The 20,519-nt window shown below is 61.3% G+C and carries 22 protein-coding genes, 1 tRNA gene and 1 pseudogene; 8 read left to right on the top strand and 16 right to left on the bottom strand.

Annotated features, from left to right (window positions below; all coding sequences use genetic code 11):
- Positions 1-33 precede the first annotated feature (33 nt).
- From IPP03_11955 to IPP03_11935, 5 genes are read left to right on the top strand one after another with little or no spacing between them, the layout of a single operon-like run.
- Entirely contained in the window at positions 34-327 is a 294-nt protein-coding gene (locus IPP03_11955; GenBank protein MBL0353326.1) for a hypothetical protein, read from the top strand.
- Positions 328-372: 45 nt separating this feature from the next.
- Entirely contained in the window at positions 373-1,650 is a 1,278-nt protein-coding gene (locus IPP03_11950; protein ID MBL0353325.1) for an anti-sigma factor antagonist, read from the top strand.
- Positions 1,651-1,664: 14 nt separating this feature from the next.
- Positions 1,665-2,201, top strand: coding sequence for an ATP-dependent protease subunit HslV (gene hslV / locus IPP03_11945; protein ID MBL0353324.1), 537 nt, complete (start codon positions 1,665-1,667; stop codon positions 2,199-2,201).
- A 14-nt stretch (positions 2,202-2,215) separates the two neighbouring features.
- Positions 2,216-3,547: an ATP-dependent protease ATPase subunit HslU gene (gene hslU, locus IPP03_11940; protein MBL0353323.1), complete on the top strand. Its 1,332-nt coding sequence runs from the start codon at positions 2,216-2,218 to the stop codon at positions 3,545-3,547.
- Positions 3,544-4,434, top strand: coding sequence for an AEC family transporter (locus tag IPP03_11935; GenBank protein MBL0353322.1), 891 nt, complete (start codon positions 3,544-3,546; stop codon positions 4,432-4,434). Before hslU ends, IPP03_11935 begins: the two co-directional genes overlap by 4 nt.
- A 106-nt stretch (positions 4,435-4,540) precedes the next feature.
- On the opposite strand, the gene IPP03_11930 is transcribed toward IPP03_11935, so the two are convergent.
- The 5 genes and pseudogenes from IPP03_11930 to IPP03_11910 all read right to left on the bottom strand — a co-directional run bounded on the left by IPP03_11930 (position 4,541) and on the right by IPP03_11910 (position 8,749).
- Positions 4,541-5,815, bottom strand: coding sequence for an FCSD flavin-binding domain-containing protein (locus IPP03_11930; GenBank protein MBL0353321.1), 1,275 nt, complete (start codon positions 5,813-5,815; stop codon positions 4,541-4,543).
- A gap of 6 nt (positions 5,816-5,821) precedes the next feature.
- Positions 5,822-6,130: a c-type cytochrome gene (locus IPP03_11925; GenBank protein MBL0353320.1), complete on the bottom strand. Its 309-nt coding sequence runs from the start codon at positions 6,128-6,130 to the stop codon at positions 5,822-5,824.
- Between the two features lie 292 nt (positions 6,131-6,422).
- Positions 6,423-6,602, bottom strand: a complete 180-nt coding sequence (locus IPP03_11920) for a hypothetical protein (GenBank protein MBL0353319.1) — start codon at positions 6,600-6,602, stop codon at positions 6,423-6,425.
- Between the two features lie 90 nt (positions 6,603-6,692).
- Complete coding sequence (locus tag IPP03_11915; GenBank protein ID MBL0353318.1) at positions 6,693-7,913, bottom strand: efflux RND transporter permease subunit; 1,221 nt, start codon at positions 7,911-7,913, stop codon at positions 6,693-6,695.
- Between the two features lie 584 nt (positions 7,914-8,497).
- A pseudogene (locus IPP03_11910) lies at positions 8,498-8,749 on the bottom strand (phage integrase N-terminal SAM-like domain-containing protein).
- Between the two features lie 601 nt (positions 8,750-9,350).
- Between IPP03_11910 and IPP03_11905 the strand changes: the two are divergent.
- The gene (locus tag IPP03_11905; GenBank protein ID MBL0353317.1) at positions 9,351-10,391 is read left to right on the top strand and encodes an NAD(P)-dependent alcohol dehydrogenase; all 1,041 of its coding nucleotides are present in this window, start codon (positions 9,351-9,353) and stop codon (positions 10,389-10,391) included.
- A gap of 121 nt (positions 10,392-10,512) precedes the next feature.
- Here IPP03_11905 and IPP03_11900 read toward each other — a convergent pair whose 3' ends face one another.
- Positions 10,513-10,908 (bottom strand): HD domain-containing protein, encoded by a 396-nt coding sequence (locus IPP03_11900; protein MBL0353316.1) that lies wholly within the window; start codon positions 10,906-10,908, stop codon positions 10,513-10,515.
- A 42-nt stretch (positions 10,909-10,950) separates the two neighbouring features.
- Between IPP03_11900 and IPP03_11895 the strand changes: the two genes are divergently transcribed.
- Positions 10,951-11,103, top strand: coding sequence for a helix-turn-helix domain-containing protein (locus IPP03_11895; protein ID MBL0353315.1), 153 nt, complete (start codon positions 10,951-10,953; stop codon positions 11,101-11,103).
- A gap of 2 nt (positions 11,104-11,105) precedes the next feature.
- On the opposite strand, the gene IPP03_11890 is transcribed toward IPP03_11895, so the two are convergent.
- The 4 genes from IPP03_11890 to IPP03_11875 all read right to left on the bottom strand — a co-directional run bounded on the left by IPP03_11890 (position 11,106) and on the right by IPP03_11875 (position 13,802).
- On the bottom strand, positions 11,106-12,140 hold the full coding sequence (locus IPP03_11890; protein ID MBL0353314.1) for an IS630 family transposase: 1,035 nt from the start codon (positions 12,138-12,140) through the stop codon (positions 11,106-11,108).
- A 234-nt stretch (positions 12,141-12,374) separates the two neighbouring features.
- Positions 12,375-12,743, bottom strand: a complete 369-nt coding sequence (locus IPP03_11885) for an RNA-binding S4 domain-containing protein (protein ID MBL0353313.1) — start codon at positions 12,741-12,743, stop codon at positions 12,375-12,377.
- Positions 12,744-13,058: 315 nt separating this feature from the next.
- Positions 13,059-13,135: transfer RNA gene (locus tag IPP03_11880), tRNA-Arg, on the bottom strand.
- A gap of 169 nt (positions 13,136-13,304) precedes the next feature.
- Positions 13,305-13,802, bottom strand: coding sequence for a C40 family peptidase (locus IPP03_11875; protein MBL0353312.1), 498 nt, complete (start codon positions 13,800-13,802; stop codon positions 13,305-13,307).
- Positions 13,803-13,864: 62 nt separating this feature from the next.
- Here IPP03_11875 and IPP03_11870 point away from each other — a divergent pair, with 62 nt between their 5' ends.
- On the top strand, positions 13,865-15,319 hold the full coding sequence (locus IPP03_11870) for an NAD-dependent succinate-semialdehyde dehydrogenase (protein ID MBL0353311.1): 1,455 nt from the start codon (positions 13,865-13,867) through the stop codon (positions 15,317-15,319).
- 16 nt (positions 15,320-15,335) lie between these two features.
- On the opposite strand, the gene IPP03_11865 is transcribed toward IPP03_11870, so the two are convergent.
- Genes IPP03_11865 through IPP03_11840 form a run of 6 tightly spaced genes read right to left on the bottom strand, consistent with a single transcriptional unit; the run spans position 15,336 to position 20,509 of the window.
- Positions 15,336-15,479, bottom strand: a complete 144-nt coding sequence (locus IPP03_11865; protein ID MBL0353310.1) for a hypothetical protein — start codon at positions 15,477-15,479, stop codon at positions 15,336-15,338.
- On the bottom strand, positions 15,479-17,422 hold the full coding sequence (locus IPP03_11860) for a DUF4178 domain-containing protein (GenBank protein MBL0353309.1): 1,944 nt from the start codon (positions 17,420-17,422) through the stop codon (positions 15,479-15,481). Before IPP03_11860 ends, IPP03_11865 begins: the two co-directional genes overlap by 1 nt.
- 16 nt (positions 17,423-17,438) lie before the next feature.
- A complete protein-coding gene (locus tag IPP03_11855) occupies positions 17,439-18,476 on the bottom strand; it encodes an SPFH domain-containing protein (protein MBL0353308.1) in 1,038 nt (345 codons plus the stop codon).
- Between the two features lie 18 nt (positions 18,477-18,494).
- Complete coding sequence (locus IPP03_11850) at positions 18,495-18,896, bottom strand: DUF350 domain-containing protein (protein ID MBL0353307.1); 402 nt, start codon at positions 18,894-18,896, stop codon at positions 18,495-18,497.
- 57 nt (positions 18,897-18,953) lie between these two features.
- Entirely contained in the window at positions 18,954-19,700 is a 747-nt protein-coding gene (locus IPP03_11845) for a type III pantothenate kinase (protein MBL0353306.1), read from the bottom strand.
- A complete protein-coding gene (locus IPP03_11840; GenBank protein ID MBL0353305.1) occupies positions 19,697-20,509 on the bottom strand; it encodes a biotin--[acetyl-CoA-carboxylase] ligase in 813 nt (270 codons plus the stop codon). Before IPP03_11840 ends, IPP03_11845 begins: the two co-directional genes overlap by 4 nt.
- Positions 20,510-20,519 lie beyond the last annotated feature (10 nt).

The raw sequence follows: 20,519 nt of genomic DNA, 5'->3' as shown, positions 1-20,519 counted from the left end.
GCCCCCGGCTGCGTCTGGTGCCGCAGACACAGGATGTCCCGCCCAGTCGCCAGCCAGCCCCGCTCAGCAGGTGCGAATTGCCGGCACTGGCCGAACGCGCTGCCCGGTCTGGCCGGAACCGGTGCCGGACTCGTCGCGGTCAGCCACGATCATGAATTCGTCGAGGCGTTTTGCGGTCGGGTCATCACCCGGTACGGATTGCGGGCCCGGACCGTCGTCCTCGGCTTCGACCCCGTCGTCGCGCTGACGCTGGCGCTCAAGCTCGATCAGCCTTTCAGCCCGATCTTCGCCTTGCTGCTGATTGCCGTGGGGTTGATCATTGCATGACATCGTGGGGCATGCTAAAAGAGCACTTCCGCATTTGAGGTAAGTATGGTTTTTTCGTTCTTCAAGAAGAAAGCTCAGAAGGTTCCGCAGGGCGAGATCATGCGTCCGAAGCCAGCGTTTGCTCCGACCGGTGAGCAGTCCGTGCTGCCGGAGGCGCCGGAAAAGGCCGCGAAGATCCCGGAGCCGCTGCCCGACCTTGAATTCACGCCCGGAGCGCATTCGGTTTCCAGCGCGAAGCAGTCGGCCGGGAAGCCAGGGGCGCCGAAGACCCAGGCCGAGATGGATCATATGCTTTCGGAATTCGATCGCGAATTCACCGATTCGAGCGTCATGGGGATCAATGTCGACCATGGCGCCGACTCGATCCAGGCCGATGTCGAGCAGGTTGCCGTGTTGTATGCCAACGGTCAGGACGCCGTCGTCCGTCCACTGCTTGAGTCTCTGCTCGGCGCCTATCCCGGCACCGAGGGCCTGCGGCTGTGGCAGATGCTGTTCGATTTCCTGCGACTGACGGGTGATCGGGATGCTTTCGACAAGCTGGCCGCGGATTTCGTGGACGCTTGTGAAATGTCGCCGCCGGCCTGGACAGATCTTCAGGTGGCGCCCAAAGTGGCTGCGGTCGGACCCGCCGTAGCGGTTTGCGAGCTGCAGGGCCTGCTGACCGCGGACGACATCAGTGCGCTGACACCTCTGACCGATGCGCTCAGGGCAAAAAGGCCGCTCAGGGTGGATTGCAGCAGGCTGATCGGCTGTGATGACGAAATTGGCGGCCGCCTGGCCGACCTGCTGATGAGCGCCCGCCGTCAGGGGGCGGTGATCGTCCTCGACCAGATCGAGGGCATCATGCCGAGCCTGCGCCGTCGCCTGACTGTGGGCGAGGCCCAGAATGCCCGGACATGGCTGCTGGTGCTGGAACTGCTACAGCGCTTCGGCACACAGGAAGACTTCGAACAGGTCGCCATCGACTTCGCCGTCACCTTCGAACGTTCGCCACCATCATGGGAAGCTGTTCCGGTAGCGAGCCTCCCCAAGGCAAAGCCGGTCAAGCGCGCGGACAATGCGCATTACCTGAGCGGCGAGATCAGGAACAGCCGCTTCGACGACCTGATTCACGTCCTCAACCAGACGGACAATGTTGTTATCGATTTTTCGGGTGTACGCCGGCTCGACTTTTTTTCTGCTGGGCAACTGGTCAATCGCCTGTCCCCCTTCAAGGCCAGCGGGTCGGAAGTTATCGTTCGCAGCCCGAATCATCTGGTGGCGGAACTGATGGCCGTCGTCGGCCTCAACAAGTTCGCCCGCATCATCGTCCCCAAGTCCTAAGATCAGGGAGAAATATGGAGCAATATCACGGCACGACGATCCTGTCGGTGCGCCGCGGCAGTTCGGTCGCCATGGGCGGCGACGGCCAGGTCACGCTGGGCAATGTCGTCATCAAGGCCACCGCGAAAAAAGTCCGCAGGCTGTATCAGGGCCGCATCCTCGCGGGGTTCGCTGGAGGCACCGCCGATGCCTTCACGCTGTTCGAGCGTTTCGAGGCCAAACTGGAAAAGTACCAGGGTAACCTGTTGCGCTCGGCGGTCGAACTGGCCAAGGACTGGCGTTCCGACCGCGCGCTGCGCCGCCTGGAAGCCATGTTGTCAGTCGCCGACAAGGAAGTTTCGCTGATCGTCACCGGCAACGGCGACGTCCTCGAGCCCGAGCAGGGCATCGTCGCCATTGGTTCCGGAGGTTCGTATGCGCAGAGCGCGGCGCGCGCCCTGCTCGAAAATACCGAATTGGGGCCACGCGAAATCGTTACCAAGTCGCTGGAAATCGCTGGCGACATTTGCATCTATACCAACCGCAATTTCACGATCGAGGTGCTGGAATGAGTGGCGGCGCCGGGATGACCCCGCAGGAAATCGTCCACGAACTGGACAAGCACATCGTTGGCCAGAAGAATGCCAAGAAGGCGGTCGCCATCGCGCTGCGCAACCGCTGGCGGCGGGCGCAGGTGGCCGAGCCGCTGCGTCAGGAAATCACCCCCAAGAACATCCTGATGATCGGCCCGACCGGCGTCGGCAAGACCGAAATTGCCAGGCGCCTGGCGCGGCTCGCGGATGCCCCGTTCATCAAGATCGAGGCCACCAAATTCACCGAGGTCGGTTATGTCGGCCGCGATGTCGAGACGATCATTCGCGATCTGGTCGAAATGGCCATCAAGTCACAGCGCGAGCGGGCGATGAAGCAGATGCGCGCGCGCGCCGAGGATGCCGCCGAGGACCGGGTTCTCGACGTTCTGCTGCCACCGGCGCGCGGCCCCGGATTTTTTGCCGAAAACAGCGAGTCGACCGCAACGGACAGTACCACCCGCCAGAAATTCCGCAAAAAGCTACGCGAGGGCGCGCTTGACGACAAGGAAATCGAGATCGAAGTCGCTTCTCCAGGAATGCAGGCCGAGATCTTTGCGCCGCCCGGCATGGAAGAACTGACGCAGCAGATCCAGGGTATGTTCCAGAACCTTGGTGGCGGCAAGAAAAAGTCGCGCAAGCTGAAGATTACCGAAGCTCTGAAGCTTCTGACCGATGAGGAAGCGGCCAAGCTGGTCAACGACGAGGATGTCAAGCTTGAGGCGGTCAAGGCTGTCGAGCAGAACGGCATCGTCTTCCTCGACGAACTCGACAAGATCGCCAGCCGTTCGGAAATGCAGGGTGCCGACGTCTCGCGCCAGGGCGTCCAGCGCGATCTGCTGCCGCTGGTCGAGGGAACGACGGTGTCGACCAAGTACGGCATGATCAAGACCGATCACATCCTGTTCATCGCCTCCGGCGCCTTTCATCTGGCGAAGCCGTCCGACCTGATTCCCGAACTGCAGGGTCGCTTTCCGATCCGTGTCGAGCTCGACTCGCTGTCGGTCAGCGACTTCGAATCGATCCTGACCCAGACCGATGCCTGTCTGACAAGGCAGTATGAGGCTCTGCTCGAAACCGAGGGAGTACGGCTCGAATTCGCCGCTGGCGGCATCCGGCGGCTGGCCGAAATCGCCTTCCAGGTCAACGAGAAGACCGAAAACATCGGTGCCCGCCGTCTGCACACGGTCATGGAAAAGCTGCTCGAGGAGGTTTCCTTCGATGCCGGCAAGGCTGGGCTGGAAACGGTTGCCATCGACGCCGACTACGTAAATCAGCGCTTGGCTGAACTGGCGGCCGACGAGGATCTTTCGCGCTACGTCTTGTGAGCGGCGAAGGCCTCGCCTTTCGTCTGCTTGGCATCCTTTTCCCGATCTTCGGGATCGTCGCCGCGGGTTATTTCTACGCGCGCCGTCACAAGCCGGAAATGGCGTCCGCCAACCGTCTCAACATGGATGTGTTTGTCCCGGCGCTGGTATTTGCGGCGATGGCCGGAAAGTCGTTCGATCTCGCGGCATACGCGCCGCTGGCGCTCGGCGCCCTGCTGGTACTGGCAACTTGCGGATTGCTGGCCTGGCCGCTGGCGAAACTGATCGGTGCCCAGCCAAAAACATTGGTGCCGCCGATGATGTTCAACAATTCAGGCAACATCGGCCTGCCGCTCGCCGTGCTGGCCTGGGGTGAGGACGCGTTACCGGCAGCGGTGATCCTGTTCATGGTCGAGAACACGTTGCACTTTACTTTCGGTGCCCGCCTGCTCGACCCGACGGCGCGCCTGCTGACCCTGTGGCGGGTGCCGGTGGTTTTTGCCGCAATTGCCGGGTTGACCGTGGCAATGCTGAAAATTTCCATCTGGCAGCCGCTACTGACCTCCATCAAGCTGCTCGGCGACGTTTCGGTGCCGCTGTTGCTCTTCTCGCTCGGCGTGCGGATGACCGACGTTTCGTTTCGCGAATGGAAGCTGGCGACCGGTAGCGCGCTGCTGCGCCCGCTGGCGGGAATGGCAGTCGCATGGTGCTTGATCAACCTGCTCGGTCTCCAAGGGCGCGACGCGGCGATGCTGCTGGTTTTCGGCGCGTTGCCGCCAGCCGTACTCAATTTCCTCTTCGCCGAACGCTATCGGCAGGAACCGGAACGCGTCGCCTCGATTGTGCTGATCGGCAACCTGGCTGCGCTGATTTTCCTGCCGCTGGCACTGGTGCTGGTCCTCGAATAACGCTCCCACCCCAGGGCTGCTTGAGCACCGCTCCTATCGATGGCTCCAGCCCGCGGAGCGAAAATCAGCTGAGAAAGTGATCATTTTCCGCTTGCTCGACGAGATCTCAGGCCAGCATGTCGGCCCAGATGTTTTTCGCCCAGCCCATTGCCGCCTTGCCTTCGATTTCATTGCGGGCGGCCGAAACGCCCCCCGCCCCCTTGACCGGCTGCATCGTCCTGGTTGCAGCATCGTAGCTGTGAACCGATGCAACATGGATGGCATTCCTGGTATCGACATAGCTGTAGCTGGTGTTCATGACCAGCGGTGTCGCGCTCGGAGCATCGCCGGCCAGCATGTTGAGAATCGCCGCAGCGCCGAGCTTGGCTTGCTGGTTGGCGATGTGCCCCGACTTCGGCATGCTCGGCGCCGGAAAGATGGCATCGCCCAGAACATGCACGCCAGGCGCGCCGGTCGATTCCATCGACAGCCAGTTGATGTCGACCCAGCGTCTGTTGATCAGCTTGAGGCCCGACTTGGCGGCAATGTCGCCGGCACGCTGTGGCGGAATCACGTTCAGCACATCCGCCTTGACCTTGGCGAATTCGAGGATTGCGGTATTGGTGGCGACATCGACATCCTTGAGCTCGTTGTTGGGACGGTACTCAACGATATCCTTGTAAAGGTCGGCCCACGCCTTGGCGAACAAGCCTTTCTTGGAGACGATATCCTCGTTGGCGTCGAGAATGATGACCCTGGATTTCGGCTTGCTCTGCTTAAAGTAGTTGGCCACCAGGCAGGCGCGCTCGTAGGGTCCGGGCGGGCAGCGGTAGGGCGCCTTGGGAATCGAAATGGCGTAGATGCCACCGTCCTTCATGCCCTCGAGTTGCTTGCGCAGGGCGACGGTCTGCGGGCCGGCCTTCCAGGCGTGGAGGATCTTGCCCTGGGCGGCAGCATTGTTGAGGCCAGGCACCAGGTCGAACATGAAATCGACACCGGGTGAGAGCACCAGGCGGTCGTAAGTCATGGAGCCGCCCTTGGCCAGCGAAATCGAGCGTTTTGCCGCGTCGACCGCAACCACGTCGTCCTGGATGAGGCGGACGCCCCATCTGTTCTTCAAGCCGTCGTAGCTGACCGTGATGTCCTCCATGGTCTTGGTGCCACCGATGACCAGGTTCGAGATTGGGCACGAAATGAAGGTCGGGTTGCGCTCGATCAGCGTCACCTGGACGCTGCCTTCGCTCCACATGCGCAGGTGCTTGGCCATCGTGGCGCCACCGAAGCCGCCACCGACCACGACCACATGGCCACTGGCCTTGCTGCCGCCGGCGCAGCCATAAAGGGAAGCCAGAGCGCCCGCAGCCGTGCCGGCTTTCAGGAAATCACGTCTTATCATGAGCATTGCCCCCTATCTTTGAGCGGCGAAGTAGGTGGCGATCAGATCGAGCTGCTCGTCGGTATAACCCTTCGATATCTGATGCATGATCGACGCGGGCTTGGCGCCACTCTTGAAGTCCGCCAGTTTCTGCAGGGTCTTGGCCTTCTCCATGCCGGCCAGCACGTCGATCCCGGCACCCGGGACAGCCCTGCCGTTGGTGCCGTGGCAGTTGGCACAGGTTGCGGCGAGGTTGCGGGCCAGATTTGGGTCGGCGGCTTGCACCGCGCTCACTGCTGCAAGCATGCCCATTGCAGTGGCGACGGCAGGTAGAAGTTTCATCGGGACATCTCCTGTGAGGGGTATTTAAATACAATTCGGCCGATTTCTCGACCGTCTGAATGTCAACGGAAAGGTTATAGGGCCTTCGCGCAAAATGCATGCCGCATCGCACAAAAATAAACCATTTTCGACATGGGTATGCGTATCTTGGCCTGGCGAAAAGAGGCGGCTACACGGCCCGCCATGGCCTCGTCGGTCCGGCTTGCAACGAAGTTCAGGCGCGCCAAACGGACAATCTAAGGACGATGACGCGACAACACTTGTAGAGTGGATTGTGTTTGGCGCGACGTAATTAACTTTTGAGAGGAGCGGATTTCAACAACCAACGTCGCAATGCATCGAAATCCGGCTCGGGCGCGGCTTTCTTGGGCGCGCTTGTCGCCGCCGGCATCATCAAGCCGGGGATGGCGTTGGCCGACTGGAACAAGGCCGCCTTCGAGACAAAGAACCCGCCCCATACGCAGTCTGGCATGGCGATTCCCGGCAAGTGTGTTGCAGCCACCGCCAATGTTCTCGCTCGCAATCGCCATAGGTCCCACACTGGCTGGCCCTGCCGGCTGGTTCAGATGCCTGATCGCGCGCTTTGCCGACGATCGATAAAGCTCTCGACCAGCGAATAGACCGCGGGGACGACGACCAGTGTCAGCAGGGTCGACGAGATCATGCCGCCGATGACGGCGATCGACAGCGGCTGGTTGGTTTCGGCGCCGGCGCCGAAGCCGAGCGCGGCGGGGAGCAGGGCAAGGACGACGGTGGCCGAGGTCATCAGCACCGGCCGCATGCGGGTCGGGCAGGCGTTCCTCAGGGCATCGTCAATGCCCATGCCGTTAGCGCGGCGGTAGTTGGTCAGGTCGACGAGGAGGATCGAATTCTTGGCCACCAAACCGATGAGCAGGACGAGGCCGATCATCGAATAGATGTTGATTGTCTGGCCGCTGGCCCACAGTGCGGCGACGCCGCCAACAATGGCCAGCGGTTGGGCAAGCATGACGATGAACGGTTGCAGGAACGAGTCGAACTGGCTGGCCAGCACCATGTAGCGCAGGACCATCGCCAGCACGAAGGCGAAAGCCATGTACTGCGTGGTCTTGGCGAACTCCTCGGCCTGGCCGATCAGCTTGATCTGGTACCCCGGCGGCAGGTCGGCACCGAGCGCTCGCAGCTTCTCCACCGCCTCGCCGAGCGGCATGGTCGGTGTGGCATAGAAGGTCGCCGAGTACTGGAGGTCGAAACGCCCGATCACCGCAGGCCCGAGCGTTTCCCTGAAGGTGGCGACCGAATCGAGGCGCACCAGCGTGCCTTCGCGGTTGCGCAGATAGATTTTCGCGAGGTCGGCTGGCTGCAGGAATTCACCCTCGCGGCCCTTGACGCGGATGTCGTAGCGCTGGCCGTCGCCCGGCTCATCGTTGTATTTGGCAATATCGACGCCGCCGGTCAGCATGTTGATCGCCAACGCAACATCGGCGGTGGTCAGCCCGGACGCGGCGATGCGCAGGCGGTCGGGGAGGAAGACGAGTTGCGGCAGATCGAGCTGCAGGTCGGTGTCGATTCGGCCGCCGAGGCCGGGTTCGGCGGCCAACTTGCCCTGCAGTTCGCGCCCAAGGCGGCCGATCTCGGCCAGTTTTTCGCCGGTGAGGACGAACTGCAGCGGCTCGCTACGCTGACCCTGGACCATCGGGTAGGGGGCGGCAAAGACGCGTGCGCCGGGAATCTCGGCCAGTTCCTTGCGCAGGATGGGCAGGATTTCCTGCTGCGTCATCTTGCGCTCGTTGCGTGGCGCCATGCGCGTCACGACCGTACCCTGATTGACCTGCCCGGCGGAACCGAGGCCGATTAACTATAGTGGTCCCCATTTTCAAGACAGTGGTTTAAGCTGTGCGCTGTCATGAGGGATGAGAAGTGATGCAAGAAGTGAAGAAGAGGAAGGTCCATTCGCCCGAATTCAAGGCGAAGGTAGGGCTGGAGGCCGTGCGAGGGATGAAGACGATCAATGAGATTGGTCAGGAGTACGGTGTTCATCCGGTGCAGGTCGGGCAGTGGAAGAAGGAGATTCAGGAACAAGCCAAGACATTGTTTGAAGGCAAACGAGGCCCGAAGCCGCTGGCCGCTCACCGGGAGCCGGAATTGCTGTACAGCGAAATTGGCAAACTGAAGATGGAGTTGGATTGGCTCAAAAAAGTCCGGGATGAGCCTGTCATGATGCGGCAATCGTGGATTGGCAAAGGGGATGAGGCCACCGTGGTCCAGCAGTGTGTTCTGGCGGGCGTATCCCGCGCCACGGTTTATGCGCAGAAAAAGCCCAAGCCGGTCGATGAAAGCGATCTGCTGCTCGGTCGTCTGATCGATGAGGAGTACACACGGCGGCCGTTCAAAGAAGAATTTCAGCCCGGTGATTGCGGCATTGAGCGAAACGGGCGATATGCCGTGATCGACCAGGCGCAACTGGTAGCGTCGCAGGTCTTCGATGGTCGCGGTGTCCGGCGAGCGACCCAGGAAACCGGCGAATTGCCGAACGGCGCGAATATAGTGAGTCTGGGTCTTGTCGCATAGCTTGCGCATCCGCATGTCGTCGATCATGCGTTGACGCAACGGGCTGATGCTTTGGGTCGTGATGGTCATGGCGCTGCTCCTGTCGAGTAACGAGGCGGATTGCCTCTGTTCTCAACATAGGAAACAGCACGCCAATCTCAAAGATACTCAGCAGCTTATGCGCAGCCTCTACCGCGCGAGCGGTTTAGTCCTCTGGGTCGGATCCGGAAGTAGCGGAAATTGGATAACCTCCGCTCGGCGAAATTGCCCGACGTCGGGCCGGTAACCGCCGCATTGCGGAACTGTTGGGCCAAAAGCTTACCGTCCGTTCAGCGAAGTCCGGAACCTCATCGCGGAGAATCGGGCGGCAGGTTTCCGATCAGTTACCCGCCGTTCGGCCCACCTCGTTTTTGAGCACTCGAATTGCCGCAACCGATTGCTGCCTGATAGCTATTAAATTTGCATCTGGAACTTGTTGGCTGCATGGCCGTCCACTCTCCGGTCGAGGCCTTGTGGTAGCGACCATATGTCCCTCGTTGTCGCCATCATTGATGCCCATAAACCCTCGCCAGTTAGCTGGTCCACAGACGAACTCGCTGCAATCGGGAAGTCGTCTTCCATGCTGAGTTCGCCCAAGGCAGCACACGTCTGATTATTTCTATTCCAGTCAATCTATCTATCGGAGCCCAAAATGACCAAAGCCTATGCCGCCCAAACTGCACGCAGTCCGCTGACTCCATTTGAGATCGAACGTCGCGCGCCAGGTGTTGAAGACGTCCAGATCGAAATCCTCTTTTGCGGCGTTTGCCATTCCGACTTGCATACCGCGCGAAACGAATGGAAAAACACGCTCTATCCCTCGGTGCCGGGCCATGAGATTGTTGGCCGGGTGGTTGCTGTCGGGAACAAGGTGACGGGATTCAAGGTTGGCGATCTGGCCGGAGTCGGCTGCATGGTCGATAGCTGCGGGCATTGCCCGGCCTGTGGGGAAGGTGAGGAGCAATACTGCGACAACGGGTTTACAGGCACCTACAACGGCCCGGTCTTCGGCGGCGAGAATACATATGGCGGATACTCGCAGAGCATCGTGGTCAAGGAGTCGTTCGTGCTCCAGATCAAGCATGACGAACAGGATCTGGCGGCTGTGGCGCCGCTGCTGTGCGCCGGCATCACTACTTACTCGCCGCTACGTCACTGGCGGGTCGGACCTGGGATGAAGGTCGGCATCGTCGGCCTCGGCGGTCTAGGCCATATGGGGGTCAAGATCGCCGCGGCGATGGGCGCCCATGTCGTGCTGTTCACCACGTCCTCCGGCAAAATTGAGGACGGGAAGCTACTCGGAGCCCACGAGGTTTGCGTATCCACCGATCCCGAGCAGATGGCAGCCCGGCTCGGGTCGCTCGATTTCATTCTGAATACTGTTGCGGCCCCTCACTCGCTTGATGCCTACCTGCAACTTCTGAAGCGTGACGGAACCATGACCCTGGTTGGCGCACCGGCCGAGCCGCATCCCTCTCCGGAAGTCTTCAGCCTGATCTTCAAGCGCCGCCAGCTCGCCGGTTCCCTGATCGGCGGTATTCGCGAGACACAGGAAATGCTCGATTTCTGTGCCAAACATGGAATCGTTTCCGACATCGAGATGATTCCCATGAACTACATCAATACGGCCTATGAGCGGATGCTGAAAAGTGATGTGAAGTTTCGTTTTGTCATCGACATGGCGACGATCTGAGCGTCGGCCGACCGAACCCCTGCGAAGGACGCACCAGGCCCGGCTCGCGGCAAGTTCAATCCACCTCCCAACCCGCCACCGTATACGGTCCCTGTTCCCCAAGGTGCGGATGCGGCATGCCTCATCCCCCGTCATGCGCACTCTGGCGACCGAACAGGTCGCTCTTCGCCGAAGCCAGATCGGCCAGCGACAGCAGGATAGCTTCCGGCGTCATCGGCTTGCGCAGCCCGAGTTCCGGTGGCGCTTTCGTTGCATTGATGGCGTGCAGGAGCGATTGCAGCATCGCGCGCGACAGCCTGTTCTTCAACGACAGATGTATTTCGCCAATCCAGAAGGCCACCGTCGGCTTGTGACTCACCAGGCGGCCCCAGTCAGACAGGCGGTTTACCTGCCCCGGCTCCATCACATAGTCGTCGCTCTTGCCGGCATCGTGGAGCAGCGCCGCAGTCAGCGCCAGCGAATGATGCGCGGAACAGAACTTGGGGAACAGCGAGGCGACCGCCTCTGCCGTCTCCACGGGGCATGACGAAGGTTTTCCCTGGCTTCACTGTGATGGCCTTTGCATGAGCTTGGCGCCCGGCAGAAACGCTCGAAGCGCTCACCCTCCCAGAAGATCGCGTTGACTGCCGCCCGCGTGGAGTTAGAAACGATGGATCGGCTATGCAATCTTTTCGACTGCACGGTCGGTGAGCTTTTTGAGCGTAAATCGTAATTCTAAGTAGCGTTCAAGTTGAGACTAACAATCCATGGCCATGCGGTCAGGCTGCGCAGCCCTGAGGTATTTGCTGCCAGACGGGGAAGGCCTGCTTCCAACTGGCGGATGACACTACCGAGGTCGGCAAACACACGATTGGGAAACTCCTTCTCCCGCACCTCATCCCAGACGTGCTCCTGCGGGTTGAGTTCGGGCGCGTAAGGTGGCAGGCGCAGCAGACGAATGTTCTCTGGCACTTGCAGATCCTTCGATACGTGTGAGCTGGCGCCGTCGACGACCATCAGCATGAACTCCTTTTCATGCGCGGTACTGACTTGGGCCAGGAACGCCGTCATCTGTTCGGTGTTCATCTGCCGACAGGTCATCCAATCCAACTCGCCTTCGATGGGGCTGACGGCGCCATAAACGTAGATGAACTCCCGCTCGTAGCCGTTGCAGACCATTGGCCGTGCTGGGTTGGGTGCCCAGCAGCGACGAATTCGCACCATGCGCCCAAAGCGCGCTTCGTCCTGAAACATCAGGCGCACCCGGCGACCCCGAACCTCTTCCTGTTTCAAGAGGGCTGCCAGTGTTTCAGGAAGTTTTTTCCACGCTTCCTGGATCGGCGGATCACTCTTCGGATGCCGGATGCCGGATGCCGGATGCCGGGTGTCGGGTGCGACCTTGCGCCAGCCGTGCCGCGCCAACAGGCGATACACGACAGAGGCGGCCACAGGACGTCCCAGCTTTTGCGCTAACGCGGCACGCAGTGGCGAAACGACCAGGATTCCCCCTTCACTGGAGGCCTGCACCCAAGGGGCCAGGAAACGATCCTCCTCTTCCAGTGGCAGCGAAGCTCGCCGGCGACCACCCCAATTCGGTCGGATTGCGTCCGGTTTGGCCAACAGCCGGCGCAGGCGCGCTTGTAGCCTGGGCACGGTGGCTCGACCTATGCCCAGTACCGCTGCGGTCTGCTCCAGCGTCGCTCCCAATAGCGCCGGTAGCAGCACCGCCTGCGCACAGCGCAGGGCCTCAACATTATCGGCGTCTCTCACGGCCGCTTGGGCCTGCGTCACCAATTTCGGATCTACTCGCCGCGGTCTGGCCATGTCAATGCCTCCCAAGTATCTTGTACTTAGGAATATTCTAGCATTAGTATCATCTTGAACGCTAATTTGAATAAGCACGGACCGAGAAGGGCGAGTTGCCTGACGCCGGGTGGCAAGAAGCGCTATCAGCAGCGCTGATCATTCGCAGCCGCCTGCGAACTGAACGGCAACACATCAATTTCAGCTATCGCGAAACTCGTTCAACTGGCGCCGGTCGCGCTTGGTCGGACGGCCTTTATTCTCGGACAGCGGGGTCGGTGCGATCTTGCGCAGTTCTGCCTGACGGGTTCGTTCCTGGATACTTTCCGGAGTTTCCTGATAGAGTTGCTGCGCTTCGGGTGCCGGGCGGCGTTGTTCAGAGAATCCAGCCAAGCTCACAACCCATAGCTGATCTCCAGAACGGATTTGCAACTGGTTACCGAGCTTTACTTCCTTGGCGGGTTTGACGGTATCACCGTTCAACTTCACTCTGCCGCCATCGATAGCCGTGCTCGCCAGGCTGCGAGTCTTGTAGAAACGGGCGGTCCACAGCCATTTGTCGAGACGCATCAGCGGAATTCCGTTTCGATTGAATTAGCAGTTAGGAACACCGCTCCTGATTTCAGACTCATGGGCACTGAGAACAGGTGTCAAAATTCACTTCCTGTGACTTGCAATTAGTAAATGCTGGGCACGAAGCAGGCGCGCAGTAGGCGCGGGATGGGCACGGAAAACTTTGGGTAATATGCAACGACTACTACCTCTTGGCATCGAATTGAGTTTTAGCACCACCCCAAACGACCCTTATCGTCCTCATTAAGTTTTCAAGAAAGCATGGTAGAGATGGATGGCCGGATAAGGCCGAATCGATTGCAGCAGAAGGATTGGCGCGCCTGAGACGATTCGAACGTCCGACCCCTGCCTTCGGAGGGCAGTACTCTATCCAACTGAGCTACAGGCGCTTTTTGCCACATTGCGCGGCGGAGAGCAGTCATCATTTTAACGCACCAAAACCAAATGACGACTACCTTCGGAGGGCAGTACTCTATCCAACTGAGCTACGGGCGCGCGGGAGCGCCGATTTTACAGTCTGCGCTGGTCGGCGTCCAATCTATCGACGCCGCGACGGCATCAGTCGAAAAAGGTGCGCGCGGCTTCGTAACGCTGGGTGTAGTAGCGGTCATTCAGGCGGTCGATACGTACGCGCCCGTTAGTCGCCGGTGCGTGAACGAATCGTGAATCGCCAAGATAGATGCCGACATGGGAAAACGGCTGGTTGCGGGTGTTGAAGAAAACCAGGTCGCCGGGCCGCAGTGATTCTGGCTCGATCGGCCGACTGCTGCGGGCAATGTCGGCGGCGCTGCCCTTGATCTTGAGGCCGGCCGCCTGACCATAGATAAAGCTGACCATGCCGCTGCAATCGAGGCCGGCTTCGGGGTTCTTGCCACCGAAACGATAGCCGGTGTCAATCAGCCCCAGGGCGTAGAGAGCGACCTCGTTGCCCTTCTCGCTCACGGGCAGCGGTTGCGCTATAGTTCCGCCAAATCTGACGGTTCGTGGCGTCGGGCTGCCGCAGGCAGCGAGCAGCGATACGATCAGCAGAGCAGGGAAGAGGGCGGGAAAGCGCATTTCTTGAGTCGTTTTCTGCAAACACTTTGTAAGTTAGCGTTTTTACAGGATTTTTCAAGGTCATGCACGTTCAAAATCAGGCATTGTTGCGGTCGACAGTCTTTTTGGCCGGAAATTGGATCACTGCCGACAACGGAGCGCGCATCGCAGTGCGTGATCCGGCTGACGGTTCGCTTCTGGCTGAGGTAGCGAACTGCGGCGCCCCGGAAGCACAACGCGCCATTGCCGCCGCCGACGCGGCGCTGTCCGCTTGGCGCGGACAGACCGCGAAGCAACGTTCGCAGTTTCTGCAACGCTGGTTCGCACTGATCAACCAGAACGCCGAGGACCTCGCGCGACTGATTACCGCCGAGGGCGGCAAGCCGCTGTCCGAGGCGCGGGGCGAAGTGGCCTATGGCGCTTCGTTCGTTGAGTGGTTCGCCGAAGAGGGCAAGCGTGTCTATGGCGAGACGATTCCGGCGACGCTCGCGGACAAGCGCCTGGTTGTCATCAAGCAGGCGATTGGGGTCTGCGCGGCGATCACGCCATGGAATTTTCCGCTGGCGATGATCACGCGCAAAGTCGCGCCGGCGCTGGCCGCCGGGTGCACCGTGGTGGTCAAGCCGGCCGAGCAGACGCCGCTGACCGCGCTGGCGCTGGCCGTGCTGGCCGAAGAAGCAGGCTTCCCGGCTGGCGTTTTCAACGTGCTGACCGGCGACCCGGTGGCGATCGGCGGCGAACTGACGGCCAGCCCGATCGTGCGCAAGCTGTCCTTCACCGGATCGACCGAAGTCGGCCGTCTGTTGATGGCGCAATGCGCCCCGACCATCAAGAAGCTGTCGCTCGAACTGGGTGGCAACGCGCCCTTCATCGTTTTCGACGATGCCGATGTCGATGCCGCGGTCAACGGCGCCCTGATCGCCAAGTACCGGAACACTGGCCAGACCTGCGTGTGCGCCAACCGCATCCTGGTGCAGTCCGGCGTTTATGAGGAATTCGCGCACAAGTTGGCGGCGCGCGTTGCCGAATTGAAGGTCGGCGCCGGAAGTGAGGAAGGCGTCATGCAGGGGCCGCTGATCAACGACTCGGGGCTGGCCAAGGTCGAAGCGCATGTCGCCGATGCGCTGGCCAAAGGTGCTCGTGTGCTGTGCGGTGGCGCCCGCCACGCGCGCGGTGGCAACTTCTATCAGCCGACGGTGCTGGCCGATGTGACGCCGGCGATGCGCGTCGCCCGCGAGGAAACCTTCGGCCCGGTGGCGCCACTATTCCGTTTCGAGACCGAAGCCGAGGCGGTGACGATGGCCAATGCCACTGAGTTCGGTCTCGCCGCCTATTTCTATTCGCGCGATGTTGCCCGCTGCTGGCGCGTCGGTGAGGCGCTCGAATACGGCATGGTCGGGGTCAATACCGGCCTGATTTCGAACGAGGTAGCGCCATTCGGCGGCATCAAGCAGTCCGGCATCGGGCGTGAAGGGTCGAAATACGGAATCGAGGACTATCTCGAAATCAAGTATCTGTGCTTCGACGTCAGCGCTTGACCAACGGCAGCGCCGATCACTTGTGATAGACGCGGCTGCTACCGGTGCCGCCCTTGGCCGGATTGGCGACGTTGTCGAACAGGCTCCAGCCTTGGTACTGCGCGTAAACGAAGAGCAGCAGCGCGAGGATTCCGGTTGCCAGATTGAATTTGCCGAACATCAGTCGTCCCCGTCCGAATCGTTGCTGCTCGCCACCGGCGCGTGGTCGCTCTCGGCCCAGCGGCCAGTCTCGAAAGCAGCATGGCGGATATGCGCGAAAATCGGGAAAAGGGCAAGTGCCAGCATAATCATGATGAAATTCGACCAGCCGGAACCTCCGCTGGAAACCTCGATAGCATCGTGCACCGGCACCTGTTTTTCCGGTGCGATTTCCGGGTCGACCGTCAGATAGTAGGTGCCGGGCGGGATGTCGCGGAACACTACCGCGTCGTCACGGCTGCCTTCCGACCAGCTTTCGCCGCCATCCCGGCCATAGTAGTAGGCCAGTTCGCGCGTCACCGGCCAGGCCTCGCCGGTCGTCTTGTTGACCAGCATCAGGTCGAGTCCGATCCAGCTGTTGTCGAGCGACGTCGAGTTACGCACCGTCAGCTTGCGCGGCTTGCCCTTGACCTCGAATTCACGCGTAACCAGCGTCTCGTCGCCGGCCTGCGGGGAGAAGGCCAATTCCTGGCGCAATAGCGTCTTGCCGCCACCAATTAAGGCAAAGAGCACCTGCAGGACGACTGCCGCCAGCGCCAGTTTCCAGAACAGGCCCCACGCGCGACGCCGGGATTCCGCCCACGGATTGGGCTGGTTGGCATAGACACCGACCGGCGCGACCATCCGCCCCGACAGCTTGAAGGCGCTGGCAATCGCCTCGGGGGCGACATAGGTGCCGAGCGACCAGTTGAGGTCGTTGTCTGTCGATTCGCGCGACAGCATCAGTGGCGGTGCCACGTAGTCGACGACGCGGCTGGTTTCGCCGCGCCGGACGCGCCACGTGAATTCGCCGGTGACCTGGATCACCTCGGCAGCCGGTGCCGTCGAGAAATGCCTGAACGACTGACCGCCAAACTGAACCGCGCTCAGCTCCCGCGCGCCACTGCCCGTCGGCGGATTGGAGAGCACGTCGACGACATTCCAGTGCCCGTTGTATTCGGTGAGCCAGCGGTAGGTTCCGCGACTCTGCGGACCGTCGCCGGCGAGCAGGTATTCGCGCCAATCGTAATCGATACCGTCGACGGTGCTGCGCTTGACCAGAAAGCCGATGACCTCGATCGGGTTTCCCTCCAGCACGCCCTTGCTGCCAAGCGCAATCCGTGGTGTGTATTGCTCGCCGTTACTGCTCAGCGCCTTCGACAGCAGTCTGTAGTTCTGGTCGGCGGTGTCGACGACGGCACCGCAAGCCGAGCAACCAACCGCAACGACATCCCGCGAACGGGATTGCAGCGGAGCACCGCAGCTCGGGCAGCGAAAAACCTGCGCCACAATGGTCGCCGTCGGAATCGGCATGCCCTCACGCAGGCCGCTCATCTTCAGCGAAGCGAAAGCGACCGGCTCGCCGACAAAAAGCAGCGGCGGCGTTTCCGAATAATCCAGCGTGGCAAAATTGGTGCCGTTTCTGAGGTCGACCGTAGCAACCGGATAACCGGCGCCGACCTTGAACGGCAACTCGCCCTGCCCGGCCACGCACTCGGCATTCTCGAGATTGCTTACCGTCCACGGCTGGCTGGCCAGCACGAAGCGCTGGCCGATCTTCAGATCTTCGAACCTCGGTAGCAGCTCCTGCACATGTTCGACGAAGGTGAGCACATACTCACCGCCAGCTTCCGAAAGCCAGCCGGTGCGCATGTCGTCGAACAGCAGGTGCCACTCATTCCAGTAGCCTTGGCTGTACCTGATCTGGATGCGCCCGATCAGCGCGAAATGGACGCCCGTGTAGCTGCCTTCCGCCCCCAGTTGCAGCGGCGAGCGGTCCTCGACCAGCGCCGCCATCTTGCCGATGTCTTCCAGCGCCTGGTCGTGGCGAACCAGCGTGCTCTGGCAATAGTCGCAGACGGCGAAGATCGACGCCGCCGACTTGAAAACGACCGGCGCGCCGCAGGACGGACAAGAAGCAGTCACCGCCACTTTGTTGCGGTCAACTCAGTTTTTTGAGCAATTCCGCCTTTTTGGCCTCGAACTCCGCCTGGCTCAGGATGCCCTTTTCGACCAACCCGTGCAGTTTTTCCAGCGTTGCCACGACCTCGTCGGCAGAAACTGTCGCAGCCGCTACCGGCGCCGCTGCGGAAGGCGCGGCCGGTGCGGTTCCCGGTTGCATCGCCGAAGCCATCGCCTGTCCCATGACCTGCCCCATGCCGACGCCGGCACCCATGCCGACCCCCATGCCAGCCATGCCGCCCTCGTTCCTCGCCGCCTCGGGAATTGCGTTGGCAACCTGATACTGCGTGAAGCGACTCATATCACCGATGATGTTCATGCCGATCTTCTGGTCGAGCACCTTCTGCAACTCTTCGGGGAGCGAGACGTTCTGCACGACCAGCGAATCAAGGGTCAGGCCGAACTCGGCGAACATCGGCGCCATCTTGGACTTCATCGCCTGGCCGAACTCGTCCTGGTTGCCTGCCATATCGACAAAGGAAACCCCGGATTCACCGAAGAGATCGGTCAGGCCGGCGACCATCGTATTGCGCAACTGGCCTTCCATCTCTTCGCGGGCATAGCTGGCACGGGTGCCGGAAATCTTCTGATAGAAGACCTTGGCATCGCTCAGATGATACGAATAGATGCCAAATGCCCGCATGCGGACGATGCCGAATTCCTTGTCGCGGATGGTGATCGGATTCGGCGTGCCCCACTTCTGGTCGAGCTGGGTGCGCGTCGAGAAGAAGTAGAGGTCAGACTTGAACGGCGACTCGAACAGCTTGTCCCAGTTCTTCAGGTAGGTCAGGACCGGCAGCGTCTGCGTCGTCAGCTTGTACATGCCGGAAGTGAAGATGTCGGCGACCGTGCCCTCATTGACGAAAAGCGCCAGTTGCGAATCGCGCACCGTCAGGCTGGCGCCGTTCTGGATTTCCATTTCCTGCATCGGGAAGCGCCAGGCCAGCGTGCCGTCGCTTTCCTCCGTCCATTGCAGGATGTCGATAAATTGTTTCTTGATGAAATCCATCAACGCCATGACGCACTCCTTGAATGATCAGACGATGCAGCCGGCGTTGAGAATACCGACGCCGATTGCCAGTGAAGCGAGGAAAATCCCCGAGGCCAGCTTGCCCTGGGGGATGCTTTCGTTGAGGCGCGGCAAGGTTAGGCGCGCCACGATGAAGGTGAGCAATTGCGCGACGGAGGCGACGACGCCCCAGCCGATCATTGCGTAGAGGTTGTGGCTGACGGCGACGGAAACCGAAATCGGCAAGGCGAAACCGATGACCGCTCCGCCGAGGCTGACCGCGGCGGCCTCGTTGCCGGCACGGATCAAGGCCAGTTCGTTGTAGGGAGTGATCTTCAGGTAGATGGCGAGAAACGCCAGCATCAGGATGATGGCCGTCACGAAAAAGCTGGCGAAGGCGGGCAGGCTGTTGATGACCGTATCAAACATGAGGCCTCCGTTAAGGAGTCGAATTGGCGTCAATTGTCGCCGCTAAGGGGGCAATCTTCAACTGCTGATTTGGCCGCCGGCATGCCATGCGGGCAAATCTCTGGCGAGCCGCAGCAGACCTTCGAGTACCAGATTGTCGACGCGCCGATGCGGAATCTCGAGATGCTCGCCGATGGTAATGGCCGCCCCGCCGGAAAGCAGGCATGTGGCGCCGTTGCCCAGCCTGGCAAAGGCGCGTTCGATGGCGCCGATCTGAGCCTCGATGCAGCCGGAAATAATCGCGTCGTCGGTGCCGCGCGGATAGGCGGAATAGGCGCCGGCAGCCAGTGGCAGCGCTGCCGTGTCGCGCGCCAGCGAACGCCGCATCAGGTCGAGACCGGGCAGAATCAGGCCGCCGAGAAAACGGCCATCGCCGTCCAGGGTGTCGATCGTCGTCGCCGTGCCGGCCATCAACACAAGACAGGGGGCCGATGTCAGGCCGCGCGCACCGATCAGGGCACTCCAGCGGTCGACGCCGAGACGACCCGGAACCTGGTACAAATTGACGACGCCCCCGGCATCGGAAGCGGACTTCACTTCGTGCAATGCAGGCCGGCATGGCGTTAGCGCCTGACGGATGCTGGCCAGCGCCGCATCACCCGCTACGTTGGCCAGAATGACCCGCGTCTCCTGCGGCAAGCGGCGCGCCAGCGATGTGAGTCGATCAACATCGGCATGCGCGACGAAGCCGACTTCAAGCCAGCGCCCCGCGTCGTGCACGCCCCACTTGATGCGGCTGTTGCCGCTGTCGATACAGAGGATCACGCGCGGCGCAGGGCACTTCCTGCGGGGCGGAGGCTGACGTCGCCGGAAAAGATGCGCCGCACGCCGGCGGCTGTCGCGAGCAGCAGCGCGCCGTCGTCGTCGACACCCTCACAGATGCCATCGACCGCCGTTCCGTCGTCAGCGACAAGGTGAACCGCGAGACCCTGCCAGGCATGGCGCTGTTGCCAGTCAATTTTTGCCCCGGAAAAGCCGTCGACCGCGAAAGCCTCGAGAACCCGGCCCAGTTCCCTGAGAATCGCCGCCAGCACGAGATGCCGGTCGGGCAAGGGCATCAGTGCCCGATTGAGTCCGGTCGCCGGTTGCGGCAGATCGTCGCCGGGCGCCTGCAGGTTCACGCCAATCCCGATGATCGCCTGAGTACCCTGGTAGTCAGTCACGAGTTCAACGAGGATGCCGGCCAGCTTGGCGAATTCCCCGGCAGATTCGAGGAGGACATCGTTCGGCCACTTGAGGCGGACCCCCTGGGTACCGAGGCTCTCGAGGCCCCTGGCCAGCGCCACGCCGACGGCCAGTGAAAGGCCCGAGAGCTTCCCCGACGGCCCGTGGAAGTGCCAGAGCAGCGAAAACGTCAGGCTGGCCGCCGGCGCCGACAGCCAGGTTCGCCCCCGCCGGCCGCGTCCGGCGCTTTGGTGATCCGCAACCACAACGGTTCCGTCCGGCGCTCCCTGGTCGGCACGGCGCATCAATTCGCTGCTCGTCGAATCACACTCATCCAGGGCGATGATGGCGAGGCGTCCGGCCGCCGGGCCGAGCGTGGATTCAAGCAGGACAGGGTCGATCAGTGGCATGAGGCGGATT

The sequence above is a fragment of the Candidatus Dechloromonas phosphoritropha genome, from assembly GCA_016722705.1.
Taxonomy (GTDB): domain Bacteria; phylum Pseudomonadota; class Gammaproteobacteria; order Burkholderiales; family Rhodocyclaceae; genus Azonexus; species Azonexus phosphoritrophus.
The sequence above is the reverse complement of the archived record's forward strand: the minus strand, read 5'-3'. Positions and strand labels throughout refer to the sequence as shown.